This window comes from Pseudonocardia oceanicola (assembly GCF_047200735.1).
Classification (GTDB): domain Bacteria; phylum Actinomycetota; class Actinomycetes; order Mycobacteriales; family Pseudonocardiaceae; genus Pseudonocardia.
In genome coordinates this window covers 40,039-59,784 of the sequence record NZ_JBJZON010000011.1, presented here as the reverse complement: position 1 = coordinate 59,784, position 19,746 = coordinate 40,039, and the positions used below count along the sequence as shown (strand labels likewise).

The window sequence follows — 19,746 nt, the reverse complement described above, 5'->3', positions numbered from 1 at the left end:
CACGACCGCGACGGCGTGCTCGGTACTGGCCCAGTCGACCCCGCCGGTCGGCGGGATGGTGTCGGGTTGAGCTCGCTCAGCGGGTCGCGAAGGAGAGTGGTGCATCCGAACCCTCCCGGCCGGCCCGGACACAGCAAAGGTGCACCAGTGCGCGCCCGTCAGTCGCCGCGGGTGTCGCGGCGCAGCGGGTGCTCCGGGGGGATCTCGACGACGCCGATCCGCACGCCGTCGGGATCGCACACCCACATCTCGTCGAGCCCCCAGGGCTCGCGCCGCGGCTCGCGCAGGATCGTGGCGCCCCGGTCCGCCAGCTCCTTGTGCGCGGCGGCGATGTCCCGCACCTGCATCCATAGGGCGACGCCGGTGCGTTCGACGGGTTCCCCGCCCTGCCCCGACACCTCGAGGAAGCCGCCGCCGAGGAAGAACACGGTGCCGCCGGGGAACTCCCGGTGGACGGCCAGCCCGAGCACGTCCCGGTAGAAGGCGGTGGTCACGTCCGGGTCGGACGGCCGCAGCAGCACCCGTCCGGCGAGGATCTCCATCCCGCCGAGCCTACCCAGCGCCGGGCCGATCCACCCGGTCCGCGGGCAAAGACCGCTCCGGCCCGGCCCGCCGCGTCGGGGTCGGTCCCGCAGCACGGCTGGATGCGACCGGGGGCGAGGTAATGCGCCGCGGTGAGCGCGATCACCTTTTTCCCGTTCCGACGAACTCCGCCGCGAGGGCGGCATCGTGGTCGTCAAACACGTGACCGTCGCGCACGAGTGCGGCCGAGATTTCCCCACGCCGCCCGCGTGCCAGGGTCGAAAGTCCCGAACTCGCCCGGGTCGAGGGCTCGATCCGCCCCGGCGGCACCCCCGGTGGCGAGGGCCGTCGGTCCGTGCCGCTCCCCTGCGCGGCGTGCGGCGAGCCGTCCGGCCCGGAGGATCACCCGCTCGCGGCGGAGCGGATCGCTCGCGAGGTCGGGCACGTGACGCGGGCCGTGCCCGCCAACCCCGGGGTGGATCGGCACCCGGTGCCACAACCCGCCAACCAGTCCACATCAGACAGTGTCCACAACGGACGAAGACACGTGCTTGCTCTGCACCGATCCGTGCCCCTCCTGCCGAACCCGCAGGTAGAACCATTGAGTAGAACTCGCCGGTAACATTTCCTCGGATATCCAACAATGGGCATCCGCGTACGAGTGAAGAGCCAGGTCACGTTCCGATCTCCGGCTTATTCCCGCTACGATTCTCTTACCGCCGAAGCACGAAACCATCCGGGTCGTCGCGCCGCCGTCCGCCGCACCGACCTGTGTTTCCTACTTGTTCGGCCCACGTTTCGACCAGCGTCCGAATCTGGAGGCCCCCGTATGAAGCCGTTCGTGGTCAACCGCCACGGCCGCCTCGTGTTCCCCGCGAACTTTTCGCCGGATCTCGATTTCTCGGTGCTCGACACGCTCGAGGGCGCGGCCGCCGTCATCGGCCGCGACTTCGAGTCCAAAGCACCTACCGGGACCGAGATCGCCGAGCGGATCGCCCGCGGCGCCTACTCCCGCCGGTTCGATCTGCTCCGTGACCTGGGCCAGAACCTCTTCTGGGTCAACCGCTGGGCGCTGACCATGTACGAGAAGCGCCCCACGCGCTGGCGCGACCTGCCGCGCACCCGTGACGACGTGTTCCTGCCCGTCGTCACCCCGTGGGTCGACGGCGAGCGCAAGGCCGCCGCCGTCGTCGAGGCCTGGCAGGGGCTGCCGGAGGGCCGGTACCCGGAGGTCGAGGAGCGGCTGTTCGGCCTGCTCAACGACGTGTACGGCAACCGCAAGCACCACGCGACGGACCTCGAGCCCGTCAAGCCGACCGTCGCGGAGTTCCTCGCGCAGCCCGGCGCCCTGACCTTCGTCCTGCCCGACCTGGAGCCGGACTACCCGACCTTCTCCCCGACCGAGATCCTCGACGCCCACGAGGAGGCCCCCGAGCTGGAGGCGCTGTCCCGCTGGGCGATGGTGCTGCACAACCAGTACCCGTGGACCCGGTCGCGGACCGAGCTGCGGGAGGCGTCGGCGATCGGCGACGACGAGGTCGTCATCGCGTTCCACCCGCGCACCCGGGAGGTGGCGGCGTTCCTGGACCGGGTCCGCAACGGAGCGCCCGTCCGGACCCGCCCCTCCCGGCCCGCCGTCACGCCCGTCGCGCCGGCCACGCCGCTCGAGCCGGTGAAGGTCGCCGAGACGTTCGCGGTCAAGCCGACGATCGAGTCGCTGGCGGTCGTGCGCGGCGAGCACGTCTGCGAGAACACGGACGTCGTGCGCAACACCAGCTTCTCGTGGTCGCCGATGAGCGCCGCGGAGATCACCGCGAAGACCGGGATCGAGCGGCGGCGCTACTCCGAACACGACATCGGTGACCTCGCGCTCGCGGCGGCCGACGCCGCCCTCGCCCACTCCGGCCGCACGCCGGAGGAGATCGGCGCGGTCCTCGTGGCGACCTGCACCAGCGACCGGCTCATCCCGTCGCTGGCCACCTGGCTCTCCGGCGAGCTCGGCCTCCTGCAGACCCACTGCTCGGCGGACATCGTGGCGGCCTGTGCGGGCCTCCCGTACGGCCTCGCCGAGGCGGTGCGCCAGCTGCAGGAGGTCGGGCGACCGGTGCTGCTGGTCTGCGTCGAGAAGTTCAGCGACAAGATCGGCGGGGTCCGCACCTCGCGCATGATCTTCGGCGACGGCGCGGCCGCGCTCGTCGTGGCGCCCGCGGCGGAGGGGTCCGCGGGCGACGTCGAGGTCCTGCAGACCTACGCGAGCGGGCCCCCCGCCCAGGTCAACTCGATCATCTGGCCGAACCCGGAGTTCGACAACGACATCACGGTCTACGGTCCCGAGGTGAAGGCGCTGGTCGCCCGCTACCTCGAGCAGATGATCGGCGAGCTCGACGCGCTGCCCGGCCCGGACGGCGGGAAGCTGCTCGACGCCATCGAGCTGATCGTGCCGCACCAGGCCAACCGCACGATGATCGTGCAGCTGGCCGAGAAGGCGGGGCTGAGCGCGGACCAGCTCTACTTCGACATCGGTGACATGGGCAACGTCTCCGCCGCGTCGATCCCGATCGCGCTGTTCGACGCCGTGCGCGACGGCGTCGTCACCCGGCCCACCCGGGTCTTCGCGCCCGGTTTCGGGGCCGGCGCGGTGGGCGGCTACGCCGTCCTCACGGTCGATCCGGCCATCATGGCCCCGGAGGTCGTGCTGCCGCCCGCGGTGCAGGACCGGGCGGCAACGGTGTTACCGCGGGCCCCGGTCGCCGGAACCTCCATGGAGGATGTCCACGCGGCGTTCGGGGCGTAGCAGGATGGCCCTCGTGAGCAGCTTCTCCCGGATCGCGATCGTCAACCGTGGTGAGCCCGCCATGCGGCTCATCCACGCCGTGCGCGAGTGGAACGCGTCGACTCCGTCGACCGTCGGCACGTCGACCCCGTCGACGGTCGGCGCAGCGGGTGGACCCCCGCTGCGCACCATCGCGCTGTACACCGCCGTGGACCGCCGCGCCATGTTCGTGCGCGAGGCCGACGAGGCCGTGCTCATCGGCCCGGACGACCCCGACCACCTCGGTCCGTCGCCCTACCTCGATCACGCGGAGCTGGAGCGGGCCCTGAAGGTGGCCCGCGCCGACGCCGTCTGGCCGGGCTGGGGCTTCGTGTCGGAGAAGGCGGAGTTCGCCGAGCTGTGCCGGAACCTCGGCATCACCTTCATCGGCCCGTCGCCCGAGGTCATGCGCGACCTCGGGGACAAGATCGCCGCGAAGCGGCTCGCCGAGCGCGTCGGCGTGCCGCTCGCGGCCTGGTCCGGCGGCCCGGTCGCCGACCTCGCCGAGGCGAGGGAGAAGGCGGAGACGATCGGCTACCCGCTGATGGTCAAGGCCACCGCGGGCGGCGGCGGGCGCGGGATCCGCTACGTCGCCACGCCCGACGACCTCGCCGAGGCCTTCGAGCGCGCCGCGTCCGAGGCCGGCAAGACCGCCGGCGACGCGACCGTGTTCCTCGAGCGCGCGGTGCGCGGCGGCCGGCACGTCGAGGTGCAGGTCGTCGCCGACGCCACCGGCGACGTCTGGACCCTGGGCGTGCGGGACTGCTCCGTGCAGCGCCGCAACCAGAAGGTCGTCGAGGAGTCCGCCTCGACCGCGCTGGACGCGGAGCAGGAGGAGCTGCTGCGCACCTCCGCGGCCGAGCTCGCCCGCGCCGCCGGCTACGTCAACGCCGGCACGGTGGAGTTCCTCTACGAGCCCAAGGAGCGGCTGCTGTCGTTCCTCGAGGTCAACACGCGGCTGCAGGTCGAGCACCCGGTCACCGAGGCGTGCACCGGCGTCGACATCGTCAAGCTGCAGCTGCACGTGGCCGGGGGCGGCAAGCTGGCCGATCTCGCCGACGGGCCGCTCCACGGTGGTCCGTCGGAGCCGCCCCGCGGCACGGGCTGGGCGATCGAGGCGCGCCTGACCGCCGAGGACCCGGAGCGCGGCTTCGCGCCCGCCCCCGGCGTCATCGAGCACCTCGCGCTGCCCTCCGGCCCCGGGATCCGGGTGGACACCGGCGTCGCGGCCGGCGACGTCATCCCGCCGCAGTTCGACTCGATGATCGCGAAGATCATCGCGTGGGGCCGCGACCGCGACGAGGCCCGCGCCCGGCTGCTGCGCGCACTGCGCCAGACGGCCGCGGTGATCGAGGGCGGGACCACCAACAAGGCCTTCCTGCTCGACCTGCTCCAGCGGCCCCAGCTGATCACCGGCGAGACCGACACGACCTGGCTCGACGGGCTGATGGCGCAGGGCTACGTGCCGCCGCGCCGGCTCGACGTCGCGCTGCTCGCCACCGCCGTCGAGGCGCACGACGGGCACGTCGCCCGGCAGCGGGAGCGGCTGTTCACCGCCGCCGAACGGGGCCGGCCGGAGGTCGGCGCCGAGACCTGGCACCAGACCGATGTCCGCGCGGGGGGCGAGTCCTACCGCCTGCGGGTCGCCCGCACCCGCGCCAACCGCTACCGGGTGGTGCTCGAGGTGCCGGGGACCACGCCGCAGGCCGTCGACGTCGACGTCGAGCGCTCCGGCCGCTTCGAGCGCCGGCTCACCGTCGGCGGCACCACCTACTCGGTGCTGTCGGCGCCGCAGGACACGGACTACCTCGTCGAGGTCGACGGAGCCGTGCACCGGATCTCCGGCGGGGAGGCCGGCATGGTCCGGGCGCCCGCCCCGGCCATGGTCGTCGCCGTCCCGGTGACCGCCGGGCAGGAGGTCGCCGAGGGCGACGTCGTCGCGATCGTCGAGTCGATGAAGCTCGAGACCGCGCTGCGGGCGCCGTTCGCCGGCACCGTGGCCGAAGTCCTGGTGCCGTCGAACACCCAGGTCGAGGGCGGCACGAAGCTCGTCCGGCTCGAGCCCGCGGCCGACGCCGGCGGCCCCGCCGCGGGCGGCGACCGCGCCGACTTCTCCGCGCTGCTCGGCGCCGGTGCCGACGCCGATCCCGCCGCCACCGCCGCCGACGTGCTCACCGCACTGCGCTGGCAGGTGCTGGGCTTCGACGTCGACGAGCGGGAGGCCCGACCGCTGCTGGCCCGGCTCGAGGCCGCGCGGGCCACGCTGCCCGGCGACGACCCGGCCGTGCTCGCGGGCGAGACCGCGGTGCTGCGGATCTTCACCGACCTGTCGGCCCTGTCCCGCAACCGCCGCGAGTCCGACGAGCCCGCCGACGGCAACGGCAACGGCACCGGTGAGTCCGGTCGCAACCCGCAGGAGTACCTGCACGCCTACCTGCGGTCCCGGGACGTCGAGCAGGAGCAGCTGCCGGAGTCCTTCCGCGCCAAGCTGCGCCGCGCGCTCGCGCACTACGGCGTGGACCTGGAGGGTCCCGGCACGCAGCTCGAGCCGGCGCTGTACTGGATGTTCCTGGCACACCGGCGCGCCACCGCGCACGAGCCGGTGATCCTCGACCTGCTGCAATGGCGGCTGGCGCACCCGGCGTCGCTGACCGGGCTGCCGGCGGCGCGCCGCGAGGAGTACCTGCGCACGCTCGACGACCTGGTGCTCGCCACCCAGCTGCGGCACCCCGTCGTCGGCGACCTGGCCCGCCAGGTCCGCTACCACTCGTTCGACGCCCCGGCGGTCGCCGCCGAGCGCGAGCGGGTGCAGCACGAGGTCCGCGAGCAGCTCGACCACCTGGCCGAGCACCCGGACGCCCCGGAGCGGGCGGAGCGGATCGAGGCGCTGGTCGCCTCGTCCGAGCCGATCCTCGGGGTGTTCGGCGCGCGGCACAACGCCGCCCTGCTCGAGGTCATGACGCGGCGCTACTACCGGATCCGGCCGCTGCAGGACCTGCGGATCAACGAGAGCCTCGGGCTGCCGGTGCTCACCGCGTCGTACACGCACCGCGGCAAGGACCGCACGGTCCTCGCCACGGTGATCGACAACAACGACCCGCGGCGCGCGCTGGCCGCCGCGAACCAGATGCGGCGGCTGGTCGAGGATCTGCCCGAGGGGCGCACGGCGCTCGTGGACCTCTACGTCACCTCGGCCCACGCGGACGACCGGGGCGACCCGGACGCCCGCGCCGACCGGGTGCGCGCCGCGATCGGGGCGGTGCCGCCGGGCCGGGTGGCCCGCGTCGCCGTCGCCGTGCGCCCGAACCCGTCCGGGTCGCCCGACGTGCTCGCCGACCCGGGCCCCGTCTGGTTCACCTTCCGGCCGGAGGCCGACGGCACGCTGGTCGAGGACCGGACACTGCGCGGCCTGCACCCGCTGGTCGGCGAGCGGCTCGGGCTCTGGCGGCTCGGCAACTTCGACCTGCGCCGGCTGCCGGCCGAGCCGGACGTGCACCTGTTCCACGTCACCGGCAAGAACGTGCGCGAGGACCAGCGCCTGCTGGCCCTGGCCGACGTCCGGCGGCTGACCGTGCTGCGCGACGGCGGTGCCGGAGCGCCCTCCGGCACACCCGCCGACGGCGGGACCATCCGGTCCCTGCCCGAGCTCGAGCGGGCGATCGACGCCTGCCTCGACAGCCTGCGCAGTGCGCGCAGCCGCGAGCCGAAGCTGGCGAAGCTGGCCTGGAACCGGATCCTGCTGCACGTCTGGCCGGTCGTCGGCATCCCGTTGGAGGAGCTCGACACCGTGGTGCGGCGGCTCGCCGCCCGCACCGGGTCGCTGGGCCTCGAGCAGGTCATGGTCCAGTTCCGCGCCGAGCGTCCGGGCGAGCGGACCCCGCACGAGTACCTCCTGCGGCTCTCCCGCCCGCCGGGCGCCGGCCTGACCGTGCGGCTCGACGAGCCGCCGACGGGCCCGATGCGCGAGCTCGACGCCTACGCCCAGAACGTGATCAAGGCGCAGCGGCGCGGGGCGGTCTACCCCTACGAGATCATCCCGATGCTCACCGGGCCGGAGGGCCGGTTCGTCGAGTACGACCTGGTCGAGGGCTCCGGGGTGCACCCGGTGGCCGAGCCGGTGGAGCGCGAGCCGGGCCGCAACACGGCCAACATCGTGCTCGGCACGGTCACCGCGCCCACGGCGAAGCAACCCGAGGGCATGACGCGGGTGGTGCTGCTCGGCGACCCGACGCGGGGGCTGGGCGCGCTGGCCGAGCCCGAGTGCGCGCGGGTGTGTGCGGCGATCCGGCTCGCCCGCGAGCTGGACGTGCCGGTCGAGTGGTTCGCCGTGTCGTCGGGCGCCAAGATCGCCATGGACTCCGGCACGGAGAACATGGACTGGATCTCCCGCGCGCTGCGGGCGATCATCGAGTTCACCCAGGAGGGCGGCGAGGTCAACGTCGTCGTCACCGGGATCAACGTCGGCGCCCAGCCCTACTGGAACGCCGAGGCCACGATGCTGCTGCACACCAAGGGCATCCTGGTCATGACGCCGGACAGTGCGATGGTGCTCACCGGCAAACAGAGCCTGGACTACTCCGGCGGTGTCTCGGCCGAGGACAACTTCGGCATCGGCGGCTACGACCGGATCATGGGCCCGAACGGGCAGGCGCAGTACTGGGCGCCCGACCTGGCCGGGGCCGTCGACGTCCTGTTCCGGCACTACGAGCACACCTACCGGGTGCCCGGCGAGCGGTTCCCCCGGTCGGCCCCGACCGACGACCCCGTGCAGCGGGACGTCACCACCGCGCCGCACGACGGCGGGGAGTTCACCACCCTCGGCCAGATCTTCTCGTCCGAGACCAACCCGGGGCGCAAGAAGCCCTTCGACATCCGCTCCGTGATGCGCGGCGTGGCCGACCTGGACCACGCCCCGCTCGAGCGGTGGGCGGACATGCACGACGCGGACTCCGTCGTCGTGTTCGACGCCCACCTGGGCGGCCAGCCCGTGTCCCTGCTCGGCATCGAGTCCAAGCCGATCCCGCGGCGCGGCGTCCTGCCCGTCGACGGGCCCGAGCAGTTCACCGCGGGCACCCTCTTCCCGCGCTCGTCGAAGAAGACGGCGCGGGCGATCAACGCGGCGAGCGGCAACCGGCCGCTGGTGGTGCTGGCGAACCTGTCCGGGTTCGACGGCTCGCCGGAGTCCCTGCGCTCGCTGCAGCTGGAGTACGGCGCGGAGATCGGCCGGGCGATCGTCAACTTCGACGGTCCGATCGTGTTCTGCGTGGTCTCCCGCTACCACGGCGGGGCGTTCGTGGTCTTCTCCGCGACGCTCAACGACCACATGGAGGTCGCGGCCGTCGAAGGCTCGTACGCCTCCGTCCTGGGCGGCGCGCCGGCCGCCGCCGTGGTGTTCGCCGGTGAGGTCCGCAAGCGGACCGCCGCCGACGAGCGGGTCACGGGTCTCGAGGCGCGCATCGCCGCCGCCGTCGAGGCCGGGTCCGACGCCGAGGCCTCCCGGCTGCGCGCCGAGCTCGCCTCCGTCCGGGCCGCCGTCCGCTCGGAGAAGCTCGGCGCCGTCGCCGAGGAGTTCGACAGCACGCACTCGATCCAGCGGGCCCAGCGCGTCGGGTCCGTCCACCACATCGTCGACCCGCACCAGCTCCGGCCGTACCTCGTCGACGCCGTCCGCCGGGGCATCGCACGCACCCTCGAGGAACTGGAGACCTGATCATGACCTCCGCCGCCGCTGCTCCGCTCGCGACCGACACCCACCCCGAGCCCCGCGTCGCCCTCGTCACCGGTGGCGCCCGCGGGATCGGGGCGGCCATCACCACCACGCTGGCCCGCGCCGGGGTGCACGTGGCGGCCGGCTACAGCTCCAACTCGAAGGCCGCCGACGACCTGGCCGAGAAGCTCCGCGCCGAGGGGTGCTCGGTCTCGGTGCACCAGGGCAACGTCGGCGTCCCGGAGGACTGCCAGCGCTACGCCGCCGAGGTGCTCGAGGCCCACGGGAAGATCGACTACCTGGTCAACAACGCGGGGATCACCGTCGACAAGACCGTGCGGCGGATGACCGTCGAGGACTGGCACGCGGTGCTGCGGATCAACCTCTCCGGCGCCTTCTACATGACCAAGGCCGTGCTGGACCACATGTCGGACAACGGCTTCGGCCGGATCGTCAACATCAGCTCGGTGATCGGCGAGTCCGGCGCCGTGGGGCAGGCGAACTACGCCGCGTCGAAGTCCGGCCTGTTCGGGTTCAGCAAGAGCCTCGCGCAGGAGGTGGCGCGCAAGGGCATCACGGTCAACTGCGTGGCCCCCGGCTACATCGAGACCGAGATGGTCGCCGGGGTCCCGGAGAAGGTGCTGGAGAGGCTGCTCGCGGGCGTCCCCGTCGGGCGGTTGGGGCAGGCGAGCGAGATCGCCCGCGCCGTCCAGTTCCTCCTCGACGACGACGCCGGCTACATCACCGGCAGCGTCCTGGCCGTCAACGGCGGGCTGGACATGTAACTCCCTGGTCGGACGAACGGCGCCCTCGCTTCAGTGAGCGAGGGCGCCGTTCGCTCATGTGCGACGGCAGAGGTCCTTCGCGGCGAGGACGCGCTCGACCGCCCGGTCGTTGTCCGCGGCGGCGATCTTCCCCGAGTCGAGGGCCTGCTGGAGGGCGTCGAGGATCGGGGCGACCGGCTCGACGTTCGACGAGAGGGCGACGTCCGCTCCCGCCATGAGCGCCGTCAGGCTCGCCTGCGGCAGCGTGAACCGGTCGCTGACGGCCTTCATCGCGCCGAGGTCGTCCGTCATGACCAGGCCGTCGAACCGGTACTCGTCGCGCAGCAGCGCGTAGGTCGCCGGGGTGAGCGAGGAGGGCAGCTCGTCGGTCAGGCCCGGGACGTCGAGGTGCCCGACCATCACGCCGACGCGGTCGTGGTCGAGCCGGGCCAGCAGGTCGGCGTAGGGCCTCAGGTCGGCCTGCCGCAGCTGGTCTAGCGGCGGCACCGAGACCCGGCCCTGGTGCGAGTCGCCGCTGGAGTGCCCGTGGCCCGGGAAGTGTTTGAGCACGCCGTAGACGCCGGCCCGGCGCAGCCCCTCCTCGAAGGCGCCGGCGTAGCGGGTCACCACGGCGGGGTCGTTCGAGAAGGAGCGGTCGCCGATCACCGAGTTCGCCGGCTGGTCGCTGACGTCGACGTCCGGAGCCAGGTCCCAGGTCACGCCCCGGGCCGCCAGCTGCCGGCCGCGCTCCTCGGCCAGGGCGCGCACCTGCTCCGGGGTCTTCCTCGCCAGCGCGCGGGCGCTGGGCAGCTCGCCGTCGAGCTGGTCGATGCGCTGGACGCGACCGCCCTCGTCGTCGACGGCCACGGCGACCGGCAGGTTCCCGGCCGCCTGGACCGCGTCGAGCGCCGCGTTCCGCAGCAGGGCGGTCGCGTTGCCGCCGAGGAAGATCCCGCCGACGTGCGAGTCGCGGACGATCCGCGCGGCACCGGCGGGATCGGCGGCGTCGACACCCACCATGAGCCGCTGGGCCAGCCGGTCCCGCGGGGCGAGGGCCTGCACCATCGAGACGCAGGTGGGACGCGGGTCGGCGGGAGCAGGATCCGGCGCGGCCGCGCCGGGAGTGGGGGCCTGCTGTTGGGCCTGCTGTCGGGGTGTGCCTGCGGCGCGGGCCGAGAGCGCGACGTCCGGAGCGGCGCCCGTGATCACCCCCACACCCGCCAGCAACGCCCCGACCACCAGTCCCGCGGAGAGGACCGAGACCGCGCGTCGGCGCCGACGCGGGGGGCGCCGCTCGGGGGCTCCTGGCGCCAGGTCTCCGGGAGGGAAGCTCTCGATCCGCATCGCACCCCAGTGTCCCTGTCGCGCCGGGTCGTCCCGCACACCCCCGCCCCGCGCGTCGGGCCGGCAGTGAAGATCACCGATTGTGGAGCGGAGTCCGCGCTCACCGCGGTTTCCGATCCACGCCTCGCGATCATGGTCGGCTGTTGCGGTGCACCAGCCACTCCTGCCACTCACGGAGCCGGGCACGACGATCCCCGGTCAGCGCGGCGGCGGGACCTGCTCCCCCACCGGCGGCGGCTCGGGCGGGGTGCCGTCGCCGAAGGGCCGCCCGCCCAGTTCCTCGCGGTGGTGCGGGGTGAGCCAGCCGGAGAGGTCGGGGCCGACCGGCACGATGCCCGTCGGGTTGATCTCCTCGTGCACCCCGTAGTAGTGCTGCTTGATCTGGGTGAAGTCGATCGTGTCGCCGAAGCCCGGCGTCTGGAACAGGTCGCGGGCGTAGGCCCAGAGCACCGGCATCTCGGTGAGCTTCTGCCGGTTGCACTTGAAGTGGCCGTGGTAGGCGGCGTCGAACCGGACGAGCGTGACCCACAGCCGCACGTCCGCCTCGGTGATCGTGTCGCCGACGAGGTAGCGCTGGTCCGCCAACCGCTCGGACAGCTCGTCGAGCCGGTCGAACAGCGCCGCGTACGCCCGTTCGTACGCCCGCTGCCCCTTGGCGAACCCGCACTTGTACACGCCGTTGTTGACGTCGTGGAAGATGCCCTCCGAGACCTCGTCGATCTCGTCGCGGTACTTCTCCGGGAACAGGTCCGGCGCGCCCGGGCGGTGGTACGCCGTCCACTGCGTCGCGAAGTCGAACTCGAGCGACCAGTAGTCGTTGGTCACGACCTCGCCGCCGGCCACCTCGACGACCGCCGGGACCGTCACGCCCTTGTCGTAGCCCGGCACGGCCTTCTCGTAGGCCTCGCGCAGGTACTCGATCCCCAGGACCGGGTCCTTGTTCTCGGGGTCGAGGTGGAAACGCCAGCTCCGGTCGTCGTGCAGCGGGCCCGCGATGCCCAGCGAGAGCACCGGCTCCAGCCCCAGCAGCCGCCGCGCGATGATCGTCCGGTTCGCCCACGGGCAGGCGCGGGCCCCGACCAGGCGGTACCGGTCCGGCTCCACGGGCCACGGCGACGATCCGTCCGAGGTGATCCGTTCCTGCACGCCGAGCGGCTCGCGCACGAACTCCTCCGTGCTCGACTGGGCGGCGCCTGCGATGTCGGCCATCCCTCGAACCTAGGTGCTCCCGGCCCGTCCCGCCGTGTGGTCGAATCCGACCATGGTCGCTGTGCGGGAGCTGTCGGACCTGGTGCGCCCCGGCATGCGGGTGGCCCTCGGCGACGGGTGTGGGACCCCGCTGTCCCTGCACGGCCCGCTCACCCGCGCGGCCGCGGGCAAGGGGGTCCGGCTGGTGCTCGGCTGGATGCCGGGCCGGGCCCCCGACCTCGACCCGGCGGCGTTCGCCGACGTCCGGGTGCTGATGGGCGGGCCCGGCGTGCGGGCCATGGTCGAGGCCGGACAGGCGCACGTCGTCCCCTGCCGGCTGTCCGCGGTCCCGGCGCTGATGGCCGGCGCGTTGCGGCCCGACCTGCTCGTCGCCACCGTGGTCCGCGGCCCGGACGGGCTGCACCTCGGCGCAGAGACCTCCTACCTGCGGGGGCTCGTCGACGCGGGGGTGCCGGTGGCCGCCGTCGTCTCCACGGCCACCCCGCTCGCCGAGGTCGGTCCGCCGATCCCCGAGGACCGGGTCACCGTGCTCGGCGAGACGGACGCGCCGCCGATCGAGATCCCCGACGCCACCCCCACCCCGGTCGACGAGATCGTGGCGCGGCACGTCGCCGGGCTCGTTCCCGAGGGCGCCCGGGTGCAGGTGGGGCCCGGCCGGCTCGCCCAGGCGATGGTCGGGGCGCTCGAGGTGCCCGTGCGGATCGACTCGGGCCTGCTACCCGACCCGATCGTCGATCTCGACGCGAAGGGCCTGCTGCTCGACGAGCCGGTCGCCGCCTACCTCTGCGGCACCCGGCGGCTCTACGAGTGGGCCGACGGCCGGCGGATCCTGCACCCCGTCGAGGTCACCCACGACATCGGCCGGCTGTCCGCGGCCGGTGCGCCGCCGCTGATCGGGCTCAACGCCGCCCTGGAGATCGACCTCGACGGGCAGGTCAACGTCGAGGGCGTCGGCCGGGCCAGCGCCGGCATGATCGGTGGGCACCCCGACTTCTGTGCCGCCGGGGTGCGTGGGCCGGGGATGTCGGTGATCGCGATGCCGTCGACGGTGAAGGACCGCCCGACACTCGTCGAGCGGCTGTCCCGGCCGGTCACCACGGCGTCGCACGACGTCGAGGTGGTCGTCACCGACCGGGGCGTCGCCGACCTGCGCGGGCTGGACCGGGCGGAGCGGCGGGCCGCGCTGCGGGAGCTGTGGGACGGGCAGGTGCGCGGGGTGTCGTGAGACGAGTGATCACGGCGCCAGGAAGTCCTGCAGGGCCGAGACCGTGGCGGGGAGGTTCTCCTCCACCAGGAAGTGTCCCGCGTCGGGGATCGCCCGCCCGGTGACGAGGGCGGGATCGGCGGAGAGCCGGCGCCAGACCTCGAGCGGGGACTCGGGGTTGCGCCCGACCACCCCCTTCTCGCCCCACAACACCAGGCCGGGGGCGGCGAGCCGCGCACCCTCCGCGTCGTGCTCCAGGTCGATCGTGGCGCCCGCCCGGTAGTCCTCGAGCATCGCGTGCCGCGCCTCCGGGTCGGCGAAGGCCTGCTCGTAGGCGGCGAGGGACTCGGCGTCGTGGGCCGCGAGCCCGCTCCCCCAGCTGCCGAGCAGACGGTGCAGGTAGTAGATCGGGTCGCCGGCGATCAGCCGCTCGGGGAGGTCGGCGGGCTGGATGAAGAAGAACCAGTGGTAGTAGGCCTGGGCGAGCGCGCGGTCGACGTGCTCGTAGACATAGCTCGTCGGCAGGATGTCCAGCAGCGCGAGCCGCTCCACGCGGTCGGCGTGGTCGAGCCCGAGCCGGTGGGTCACCCGGGCACCCCGGTCGTGCCCGACGACGGCGAACCGCTCGAACCCCAGCTCCGTCATCACCCCGGCCTGGTCGGCCGCCATGGCGCGGAACGAGTAGCCGTAGTGGTCCTCACCGGAGGGAGGTCGGCCGGACTCGCCGTAGCCGCGCAGGTCGGTCGCGACGACGGTGTGCCGCGCGGCCAGCTCGCGCATCACCGGCCGCCACATCACGTGGGTCTGCGGGAAGCCGTGGAGCAGGAGGACCGGCGGGCCCTCGCCGCCGCGCGTCCCGTGGATCCGGACCCCGTCGACCGTGACGTCGAACGACGTGAACCCCGTCATGTCCGCCATGGTCCGGACCGTAGCCGGGCACGTCCGCCGCGGCAGCCGGTCCCGGGTCGGCCGCGCCACCCGCCTCGAAGACCCACGCCTTGAGGACGGCGAAGCGGATCAGCCCGCCGAGCACGCTCGCGAGCGTGACCGCCGCCGACTCCTCCAGCGGCGTCGCCCCGGGGACGATCTCGTGCAGCACGAGCAGCACGGCGGTGCTGTAGCCGGCGTAGAAGGCGACGGTCCCCGCGTCCTGCAGGAAGACCCGCCAGCGGTGGGCCGCGGCGCCGTCGAAGGTGAAACGCCGGTTGGCCTCCGTGCTCACCGCCGTGCTGAGCAGCAGGGCGACGAGGTTGGCCGGCACGGCGTCGAGGGCCAGCCGCATCAGCAGGTAGAGGGCGGCGTTGACGGCGGTGCCGAGCCCGCCGACGACCGCGAACCGGACCATCTGGACCACCAGCGGGAAGCGCGCCCGGCACCCGGCGACCCCACGGCCGAGGCCCGCGACCGCACGGGCGGCGACCTCCGCCAGGACGTGCGCCGGGGGCGTCACCTCGATCGCCCTGCTCGCCGTCACCCGTCCACCTCTTCCGCCCGATTCCGTGATCGGTACCGTTGTCTCATCCCCGCCTGGGTCTACGCCTTCTCCCGGCTGTGCAAACGCTGTGAGGGACGATCTTTCATCCCACCGGGGAGATCGTGACGAGGTCGTGATCTCCGCGAGCCGTCACCGGGACGAGAGACGGACGTTGACCGTGCGAGGTCGAACGCCACCCGTCCGGGTGGCGGACCGGAGCACGGACGGGGGGAATCCGGGGATGCGTCGGACGGCAGTGGCACTCGGGGTCGTCGCACTCGTCGCCGCAGGGGGCGTCGCGGCGGCGACGGGGGCCTCCGCCGCGCCGACGAGCGACCCGGCCGTCGCGCACGGCTACTACCTGGCGCAGAACGGCACCGCGCCGGACGGCACGTGGTCGCCGCAGTCCGACGCGCTCGTCGACCCGGAGGTCGGACACTGCTACGACCTGACGTCGCTGGCCACCGGTCCGGGCACGGCCTGGACGGAGTCGGTGAACCGCACCGACAAGGTGGCGCTGCTGTCCACGCGGACCTGCACGCAGCAGGAGGAGGCGGCGACGGAGAACGCGACCGGGGAGACCGCGGCGGCCGCCCGTCGGGCGGCGCGCTGGACCTCCCCGGACTCGGTCTCGCCGGGCTCCGGCGAGTACACGTTCCGCTCGGTGAGCTTCGCGACCGTGCCCTGATCCTGCGCGGATCTCAGACCTGCAGGAACACCGTCTCCCGGTCACCCTGCAGGTGGATGTCGAAGCGGTACTCCGCCTCCCCGACCTTCTCGGCGATCAGCGTGCCCCGTCGCCCGGCCGGCACCGCGGCGAGGACCGGGTCGGTGTCGTTGGCGGGCTGGCCGTCGAAGTAGATCCGGGTGACCACCCGGTCGAGCAGCCCGCGGGCGAAGACCGAGACGTCGAGGTGCGGCGCCTCCGCGGCGTCGGTGTCCAGGCCGGGCAACGCGCCCGGCAGCACGGTCCGGACGCTCCACCGGCCCGTCTCGTCCGTGCAGCTGCGCCCGAACCCGAGGAAGCCCGGCACGCTCGGCTCGGCGGCGCCGCGCGGGTCGTCCGGGTGGGCGAACCGACCGTCGGGGTCGGCCTGCCAGGTCTCGATCAGGCCGTCCGTCACGGGGACGCCGGCGCCGTCCCGGACGATCCCGGAGATCACGATCTCGCCCGGGGTGCCGGGCGGGACCACGTCGGCACCCTTCGACCAGTCCAGCCCGAGCCTCAGGTACGGCCCGACGGTCTGCGACGGCGTCAGGGGCAGCTGCTCACTCATGGGGCTCCTCGAAGGGGGTCTGCTCGCGGCCGCGCAGCACGATGTCCCAGCGGTAGGACAGCGCCCACTCGGGCTGCGTGGTGTCCATGTCGAAGGTGGAGACCATCCGCTCGCGGGCGCCCTCGGGCACCGAGTTGAAGATCGGGTCGAACGGGAACAGCGGGTCCTCGGGGAAGTACATCTGGGTGACGAGCCGCTGGGTGAACGCCCACCCGAACAGCGAGAAGTGGATGTGCGCCGGTCGCCAGGCGTTGTGGTGGTTGCCCCACGGGTAGGCGCCGGGCTTGATCGTGGTGAACGAGTACTCGCCGAGCGAGTTCGTGACCACGCGGCCGCCACCGGAGAAGTGGGGGTCCAGCGGGGCGGGCCAGTTGTCGCGCTCGTGGGCGTAGCGGCCCGCGGCGTTGGCCTGCCAGACCTCCACCAGCGTGTCCGGGACCGGGCGGCCGTCGGAGTCGAGGACCCGGCCGGACACGGTGATCCGCTGGCCGAGGGGCTCGCCCTCGTGCTGGCGGGTCAGGTCGTGGTCGTTCGGCCCGATCTCGCCGACGAGCAGCGGGCCGGTGACCTCGGTCAGCCGCTGCGGGACGATGATCGGCCGCTGCGTGGGCGCCCGCAGCCCGGTGCTCTTGTACCCCGCGAAGTCCAGCGGCGGGTGGGTGTCCCTCGGCTGCTGGTAGGGCCGGGGTCGGGCCAGGGTCATCGATCGCTCCTCTCCGAGCGTCTCGCTGCACGGTGCCTGTCGGCGCGTCGACCAGCACTGTGCGGCACGGGGCCGCCACCGCTCGACCGGCCTTCCGTTCTGCGGAAGAATGCCCGCTCGTGGCGGGCAGGTCGACGGTGACGGCGCGGGTCCTCGACGTCCTCGGCGCCTTCACCGCGGCCACCCCGGAGCTCTCCCTGACCGAGATCAGCAGGCGCACCGGGCTCCCCCTGACCACGACCCACCGGCTCGTCGGCGAGCTCGCCGCGTGGGGTGCGCTGGAGCGCGGCGAGGGCGGGCTCTACCGGGTCGGGCTGCGGCTGTGGGAGGTGGGTGCGCTCGCCCCGCGCGGGCTCGGGCTGCGCGAGCGGGCGATGCCGTACCTCGAGGACCTGCACGAGGTCACCCGGGAGAACGTCCAGCTCGCCGTGCTCGACGGCGCCGAGGTCGTCTACGTCGAGCGGCTCGCCGCCCGCGACGCGGTGAGCATCCGCTCCCGCGCCGGCTCCCGACTGCCGGCGACGGCGACGGGTGTCGGACTGGCCCTGCTCGCGCACGCCGGCCCGGAGCACGTCGCGAAGGTGCTGGCCGCGCCCTTCCGCCGGTTCACCCCGAGGACGGTGACCGACCCGTACCGGGTGCGACACCTGCTGGGCGAGGTCCGGCGGACCGGGGTCGCGATCAGCGAGCAGCAGATCGAGATGGTGTCGCAGTCGGTGGGGGCGCCGATCCGGGCCGGTCAGGGCCGAGTCGTCGCCGCCCTGTCCATCGTGGTCCCGATCGAGGCGAACCCGCACGCCTACGTGCCCGCGGTACTCGCCGCCGCGCGGGGCATCTCACGCGCCCTCGGCGCGTCCGCGCTCGCGCGGTCGGACCGAGCGAGCGGCGCGCTCGTTCCGTAGGTGTGAACGAGAGTGCCGTTCGCTCGCCGTGGGCTTGTGGCACGATGGGTGAGGGCGCAACGATCGCGGGCATGGACGTGGTGGAGTACCGGCCGACGCGCGACCAGTACGTCTGGACCTTCGGCGGGGTGGCGCCGTCGCACCGGATCACGCCCGGCACCCTGCTGCGGCTCTGGACCGAGGACGCCTTCTCCGGGCGCCTGACCTCCACGAGCGACCGGCCCAGTGCCGTGCTGAACATGGCCGAGGTGAACCCGCAGACCGGCCCCTTCCACGTGGAGGGCGCCGAACCGGGCGACACCCTCGCCCTGCACGTCGTCGACCTGACGCCGGCGCGGGACTGGGGCGCGTCGAGCACCATCCCCTTCTTCGGTGCGCTGTCCACCACCGACCGCACCGCGCTGCTGCACGACCCGCTGCCCGAGCGGACCTGGATCTACGAGCTCGACCGGGCGCGGGGTGTCGTCCGGTTCGCGGCGCAGAGCGTGGACCTGGAGCTCGAGCTGCCGTGCGCTCCGATGCTCGGCACGGTGGGAGTGGCCCCGGCCGGGCGCGAGGTGCGGTCGAGCCTGGTGCCGGACCTGTTCGGCGGCAACATGGACACGCCCGAGATGAAACCGGGCGTGACCTGCTACCTGGGCGTCAACGTCGAGGGCGCGCTGTTCTCGGTGGGCGACGGGCACTACCGCCAGGGCGAGGGCGAGAGCTGCGGCACCGCCGTCGAGGGGGCCATGGACGTCACGCTGCTCGTCGAGCTGATCAAGGGCACGCCGACGGTGTGGCCGCGGATCGAGTCGGACACGCACTACACGGTCGTCGGCTCGGCCCGGCCCTTGGAGGACGCCTGGCGGGCCAGCCAGATCGGCATGATCGCCTGGCTCGGGGAGCTGTACGGGCTGGACCGCCTCGACGCCTACCAGCTGCTCACCCAGATCTCCGAGTCGCCGCTCGCCAACGTGGTCGACACGAACTACAGCGCGGTCACCAAGATCGCGAAGAACCTCCTGCCCGCCGGGTCGGCGTACGGGGGCATGCACGCCCACCTGCGCGACACGGCCCGCACGATCTGAAGGAGAGACGCGTGGACCTGCAGCTGCGCGGCCGGAAGGCCCTGGTCACCGGCGGGACGAAGGGCATCGGCGGCGCGGTCGTCGACCTGCTGGTCGAGGAGGGGGCCACGGTCGCCTTCTGCGCCCGCAACGCCGAGGAGGTGGCGGCCAAGGCGAAGGCGACCGGGGCGAGCGGCCGGGCCCTCGACGTCGCCGACGCGGAGGCACTCGCCGCCTGGGTGCGCGACGAGGGCGAGGCCGGCGGGATCGACATCGTGATCGCCAACGTCAGCGCCCTGGCCATCGGACCCGGTGAGGAGAACTGGAAGAACGCGTTCGAGGTCGACCTGATGCACACCGTGCGGATGGTCGAGGCGGCCATGCCGTACCTCGAGAAGAGCGATGCGCCGGCGATCGTCGCGGTGTCGAGCGTCTCCGGGCGTGAGGCCGACTTCGCCGGCGGCTCCTACGGGGTCATGAAGGCCGCGATCGTGCACTACATGTCCGGGCTCGCGTTCGACCTCGCCGCCAAGGGCATCCGCGCCAACGCCGTCTCCCCCGGCAACGTCTACTTCGACGGCGGCGTCTGGCAGACCATCGAGCGCACCCAGCCGGAGTTCTTCGCCCAGGCGATGGGGCTGAACCCCACGGGCCGGATGGGCACGCCCGAGGAGACGGCCTACGCCGTCGTCATGCTGGCCAGCCCGCGCGCGAGCCGGATCAGCGGGACCAACCTGGTGGCCGACGGCGCCCTCAGCCGCGGCGTGCAACTGTAGGGC

The 19,746-nt window shown here is 73.4% G+C and carries 14 protein-coding genes and 1 pseudogene; 8 read left to right on the top strand and 7 right to left on the bottom strand.

Annotation, left to right across the window (positions count from 1 at the left end; translation table 11 throughout):
* Positions 1-158 precede the first annotated feature (158 nt).
* Positions 159-542, bottom strand: coding sequence for a VOC family protein (locus ACL02T_RS17280; protein ID WP_412831751.1), 384 nt, complete (start codon positions 540-542; stop codon positions 159-161).
* Between the two features lie 809 nt (positions 543-1,351).
* Between ACL02T_RS17280 and ACL02T_RS17275 the strand changes: the two genes are divergently transcribed.
* The 3 genes from ACL02T_RS17275 to ACL02T_RS17265 are packed head-to-tail and all read left to right on the top strand — an operon-like array spanning position 1,352 to position 9,826.
* Positions 1,352-3,316: a 3-oxoacyl-[acyl-carrier-protein] synthase III C-terminal domain-containing protein gene (locus ACL02T_RS17275; RefSeq protein WP_412831750.1), complete on the top strand. Its 1,965-nt coding sequence runs from the start codon at positions 1,352-1,354 to the stop codon at positions 3,314-3,316.
* A gap of 13 nt (positions 3,317-3,329) precedes the next feature.
* A complete protein-coding gene (locus tag ACL02T_RS17270; protein WP_412831749.1) occupies positions 3,330-9,044 on the top strand; it encodes an ATP-binding protein in 5,715 nt (1,904 codons plus the stop codon).
* A gap of 2 nt (positions 9,045-9,046) precedes the next feature.
* On the top strand, positions 9,047-9,826 hold the full coding sequence (locus tag ACL02T_RS17265; RefSeq protein WP_412831748.1) for a beta-ketoacyl-ACP reductase: 780 nt from the start codon (positions 9,047-9,049) through the stop codon (positions 9,824-9,826).
* 54 nt (positions 9,827-9,880) lie between these two features.
* Here ACL02T_RS17265 and ACL02T_RS17260 read toward each other — a convergent pair whose 3' ends face one another.
* Entirely contained in the window at positions 9,881-11,149 is a 1,269-nt protein-coding gene (locus ACL02T_RS17260; protein WP_412831747.1) for a glycoside hydrolase family 3 N-terminal domain-containing protein, read from the bottom strand.
* 198 nt (positions 11,150-11,347) lie between these two features.
* Entirely contained in the window at positions 11,348-12,358 is a 1,011-nt protein-coding gene (locus ACL02T_RS17255; RefSeq protein ID WP_412831746.1) for a glutathione S-transferase family protein, read from the bottom strand.
* Between the two features lie 52 nt (positions 12,359-12,410).
* Here ACL02T_RS17255 and ACL02T_RS17250 point away from each other — a divergent pair, with 52 nt between their 5' ends.
* Positions 12,411-13,583 carry an acetyl-CoA hydrolase/transferase C-terminal domain-containing protein gene (locus tag ACL02T_RS17250; RefSeq protein WP_412831745.1) on the top strand — a complete coding sequence of 391 codons (1,173 nt, stop codon included), beginning with the start codon at positions 12,411-12,413 and terminating at the stop codon, positions 13,581-13,583.
* Positions 13,584-13,592: 9 nt separating this feature from the next.
* On the opposite strand, the gene ACL02T_RS17245 is transcribed toward ACL02T_RS17250, so the two are convergent.
* Both ACL02T_RS17245 and ACL02T_RS17240 read right to left on the bottom strand, forming a co-directional pair.
* The gene (locus ACL02T_RS17245) at positions 13,593-14,471 is read right to left on the bottom strand and encodes an alpha/beta fold hydrolase (protein ID WP_412831744.1); all 879 of its coding nucleotides are present in this window, start codon (positions 14,469-14,471) and stop codon (positions 13,593-13,595) included.
* 88 nt (positions 14,472-14,559) lie between these two features.
* Positions 14,560-14,907: pseudogene (locus tag ACL02T_RS17240) on the bottom strand (GtrA family protein); the annotation flags it as partial.
* Between the two features lie 370 nt (positions 14,908-15,277).
* Here ACL02T_RS17240 and ACL02T_RS17235 point away from each other — a divergent pair.
* Positions 15,278-15,724, top strand: a complete 447-nt coding sequence (locus tag ACL02T_RS17235) for a hypothetical protein (RefSeq protein WP_412831743.1) — start codon at positions 15,278-15,280, stop codon at positions 15,722-15,724.
* A gap of 13 nt (positions 15,725-15,737) precedes the next feature.
* Here the strand turns inward: ACL02T_RS17235 and pcaG are convergent, their stop codons facing one another.
* Positions 15,738-16,313 carry a protocatechuate 3,4-dioxygenase subunit alpha gene (gene pcaG, locus ACL02T_RS17230; protein ID WP_412831742.1) on the bottom strand — a complete coding sequence of 192 codons (576 nt, stop codon included), beginning with the start codon at positions 16,311-16,313 and terminating at the stop codon, positions 15,738-15,740.
* Complete coding sequence (pcaH, locus tag ACL02T_RS17225) at positions 16,306-17,016, bottom strand: protocatechuate 3,4-dioxygenase subunit beta (protein WP_412831741.1); 711 nt, start codon at positions 17,014-17,016, stop codon at positions 16,306-16,308. Before pcaH ends, pcaG begins: the two co-directional genes overlap by 8 nt.
* Positions 17,017-17,135: 119 nt before the next feature.
* On the opposite strand from pcaH, the gene ACL02T_RS17220 reads away from it, so the two are divergent.
* From ACL02T_RS17220 to ACL02T_RS17210, 3 genes are all read left to right on the top strand, one after another.
* Entirely contained in the window at positions 17,136-17,918 is a 783-nt protein-coding gene (locus ACL02T_RS17220; protein ID WP_412831740.1) for an IclR family transcriptional regulator, read from the top strand.
* 71 nt (positions 17,919-17,989) lie between these two features.
* The gene (locus ACL02T_RS17215; RefSeq protein WP_412831857.1) at positions 17,990-18,988 is read left to right on the top strand and encodes an acetamidase/formamidase family protein; all 999 of its coding nucleotides are present in this window, start codon (positions 17,990-17,992) and stop codon (positions 18,986-18,988) included.
* Between the two features lie 11 nt (positions 18,989-18,999).
* The gene (locus ACL02T_RS17210) at positions 19,000-19,743 is read left to right on the top strand and encodes an SDR family NAD(P)-dependent oxidoreductase (RefSeq protein ID WP_412831739.1); all 744 of its coding nucleotides are present in this window, start codon (positions 19,000-19,002) and stop codon (positions 19,741-19,743) included.
* Positions 19,744-19,746 lie beyond the last annotated feature (3 nt).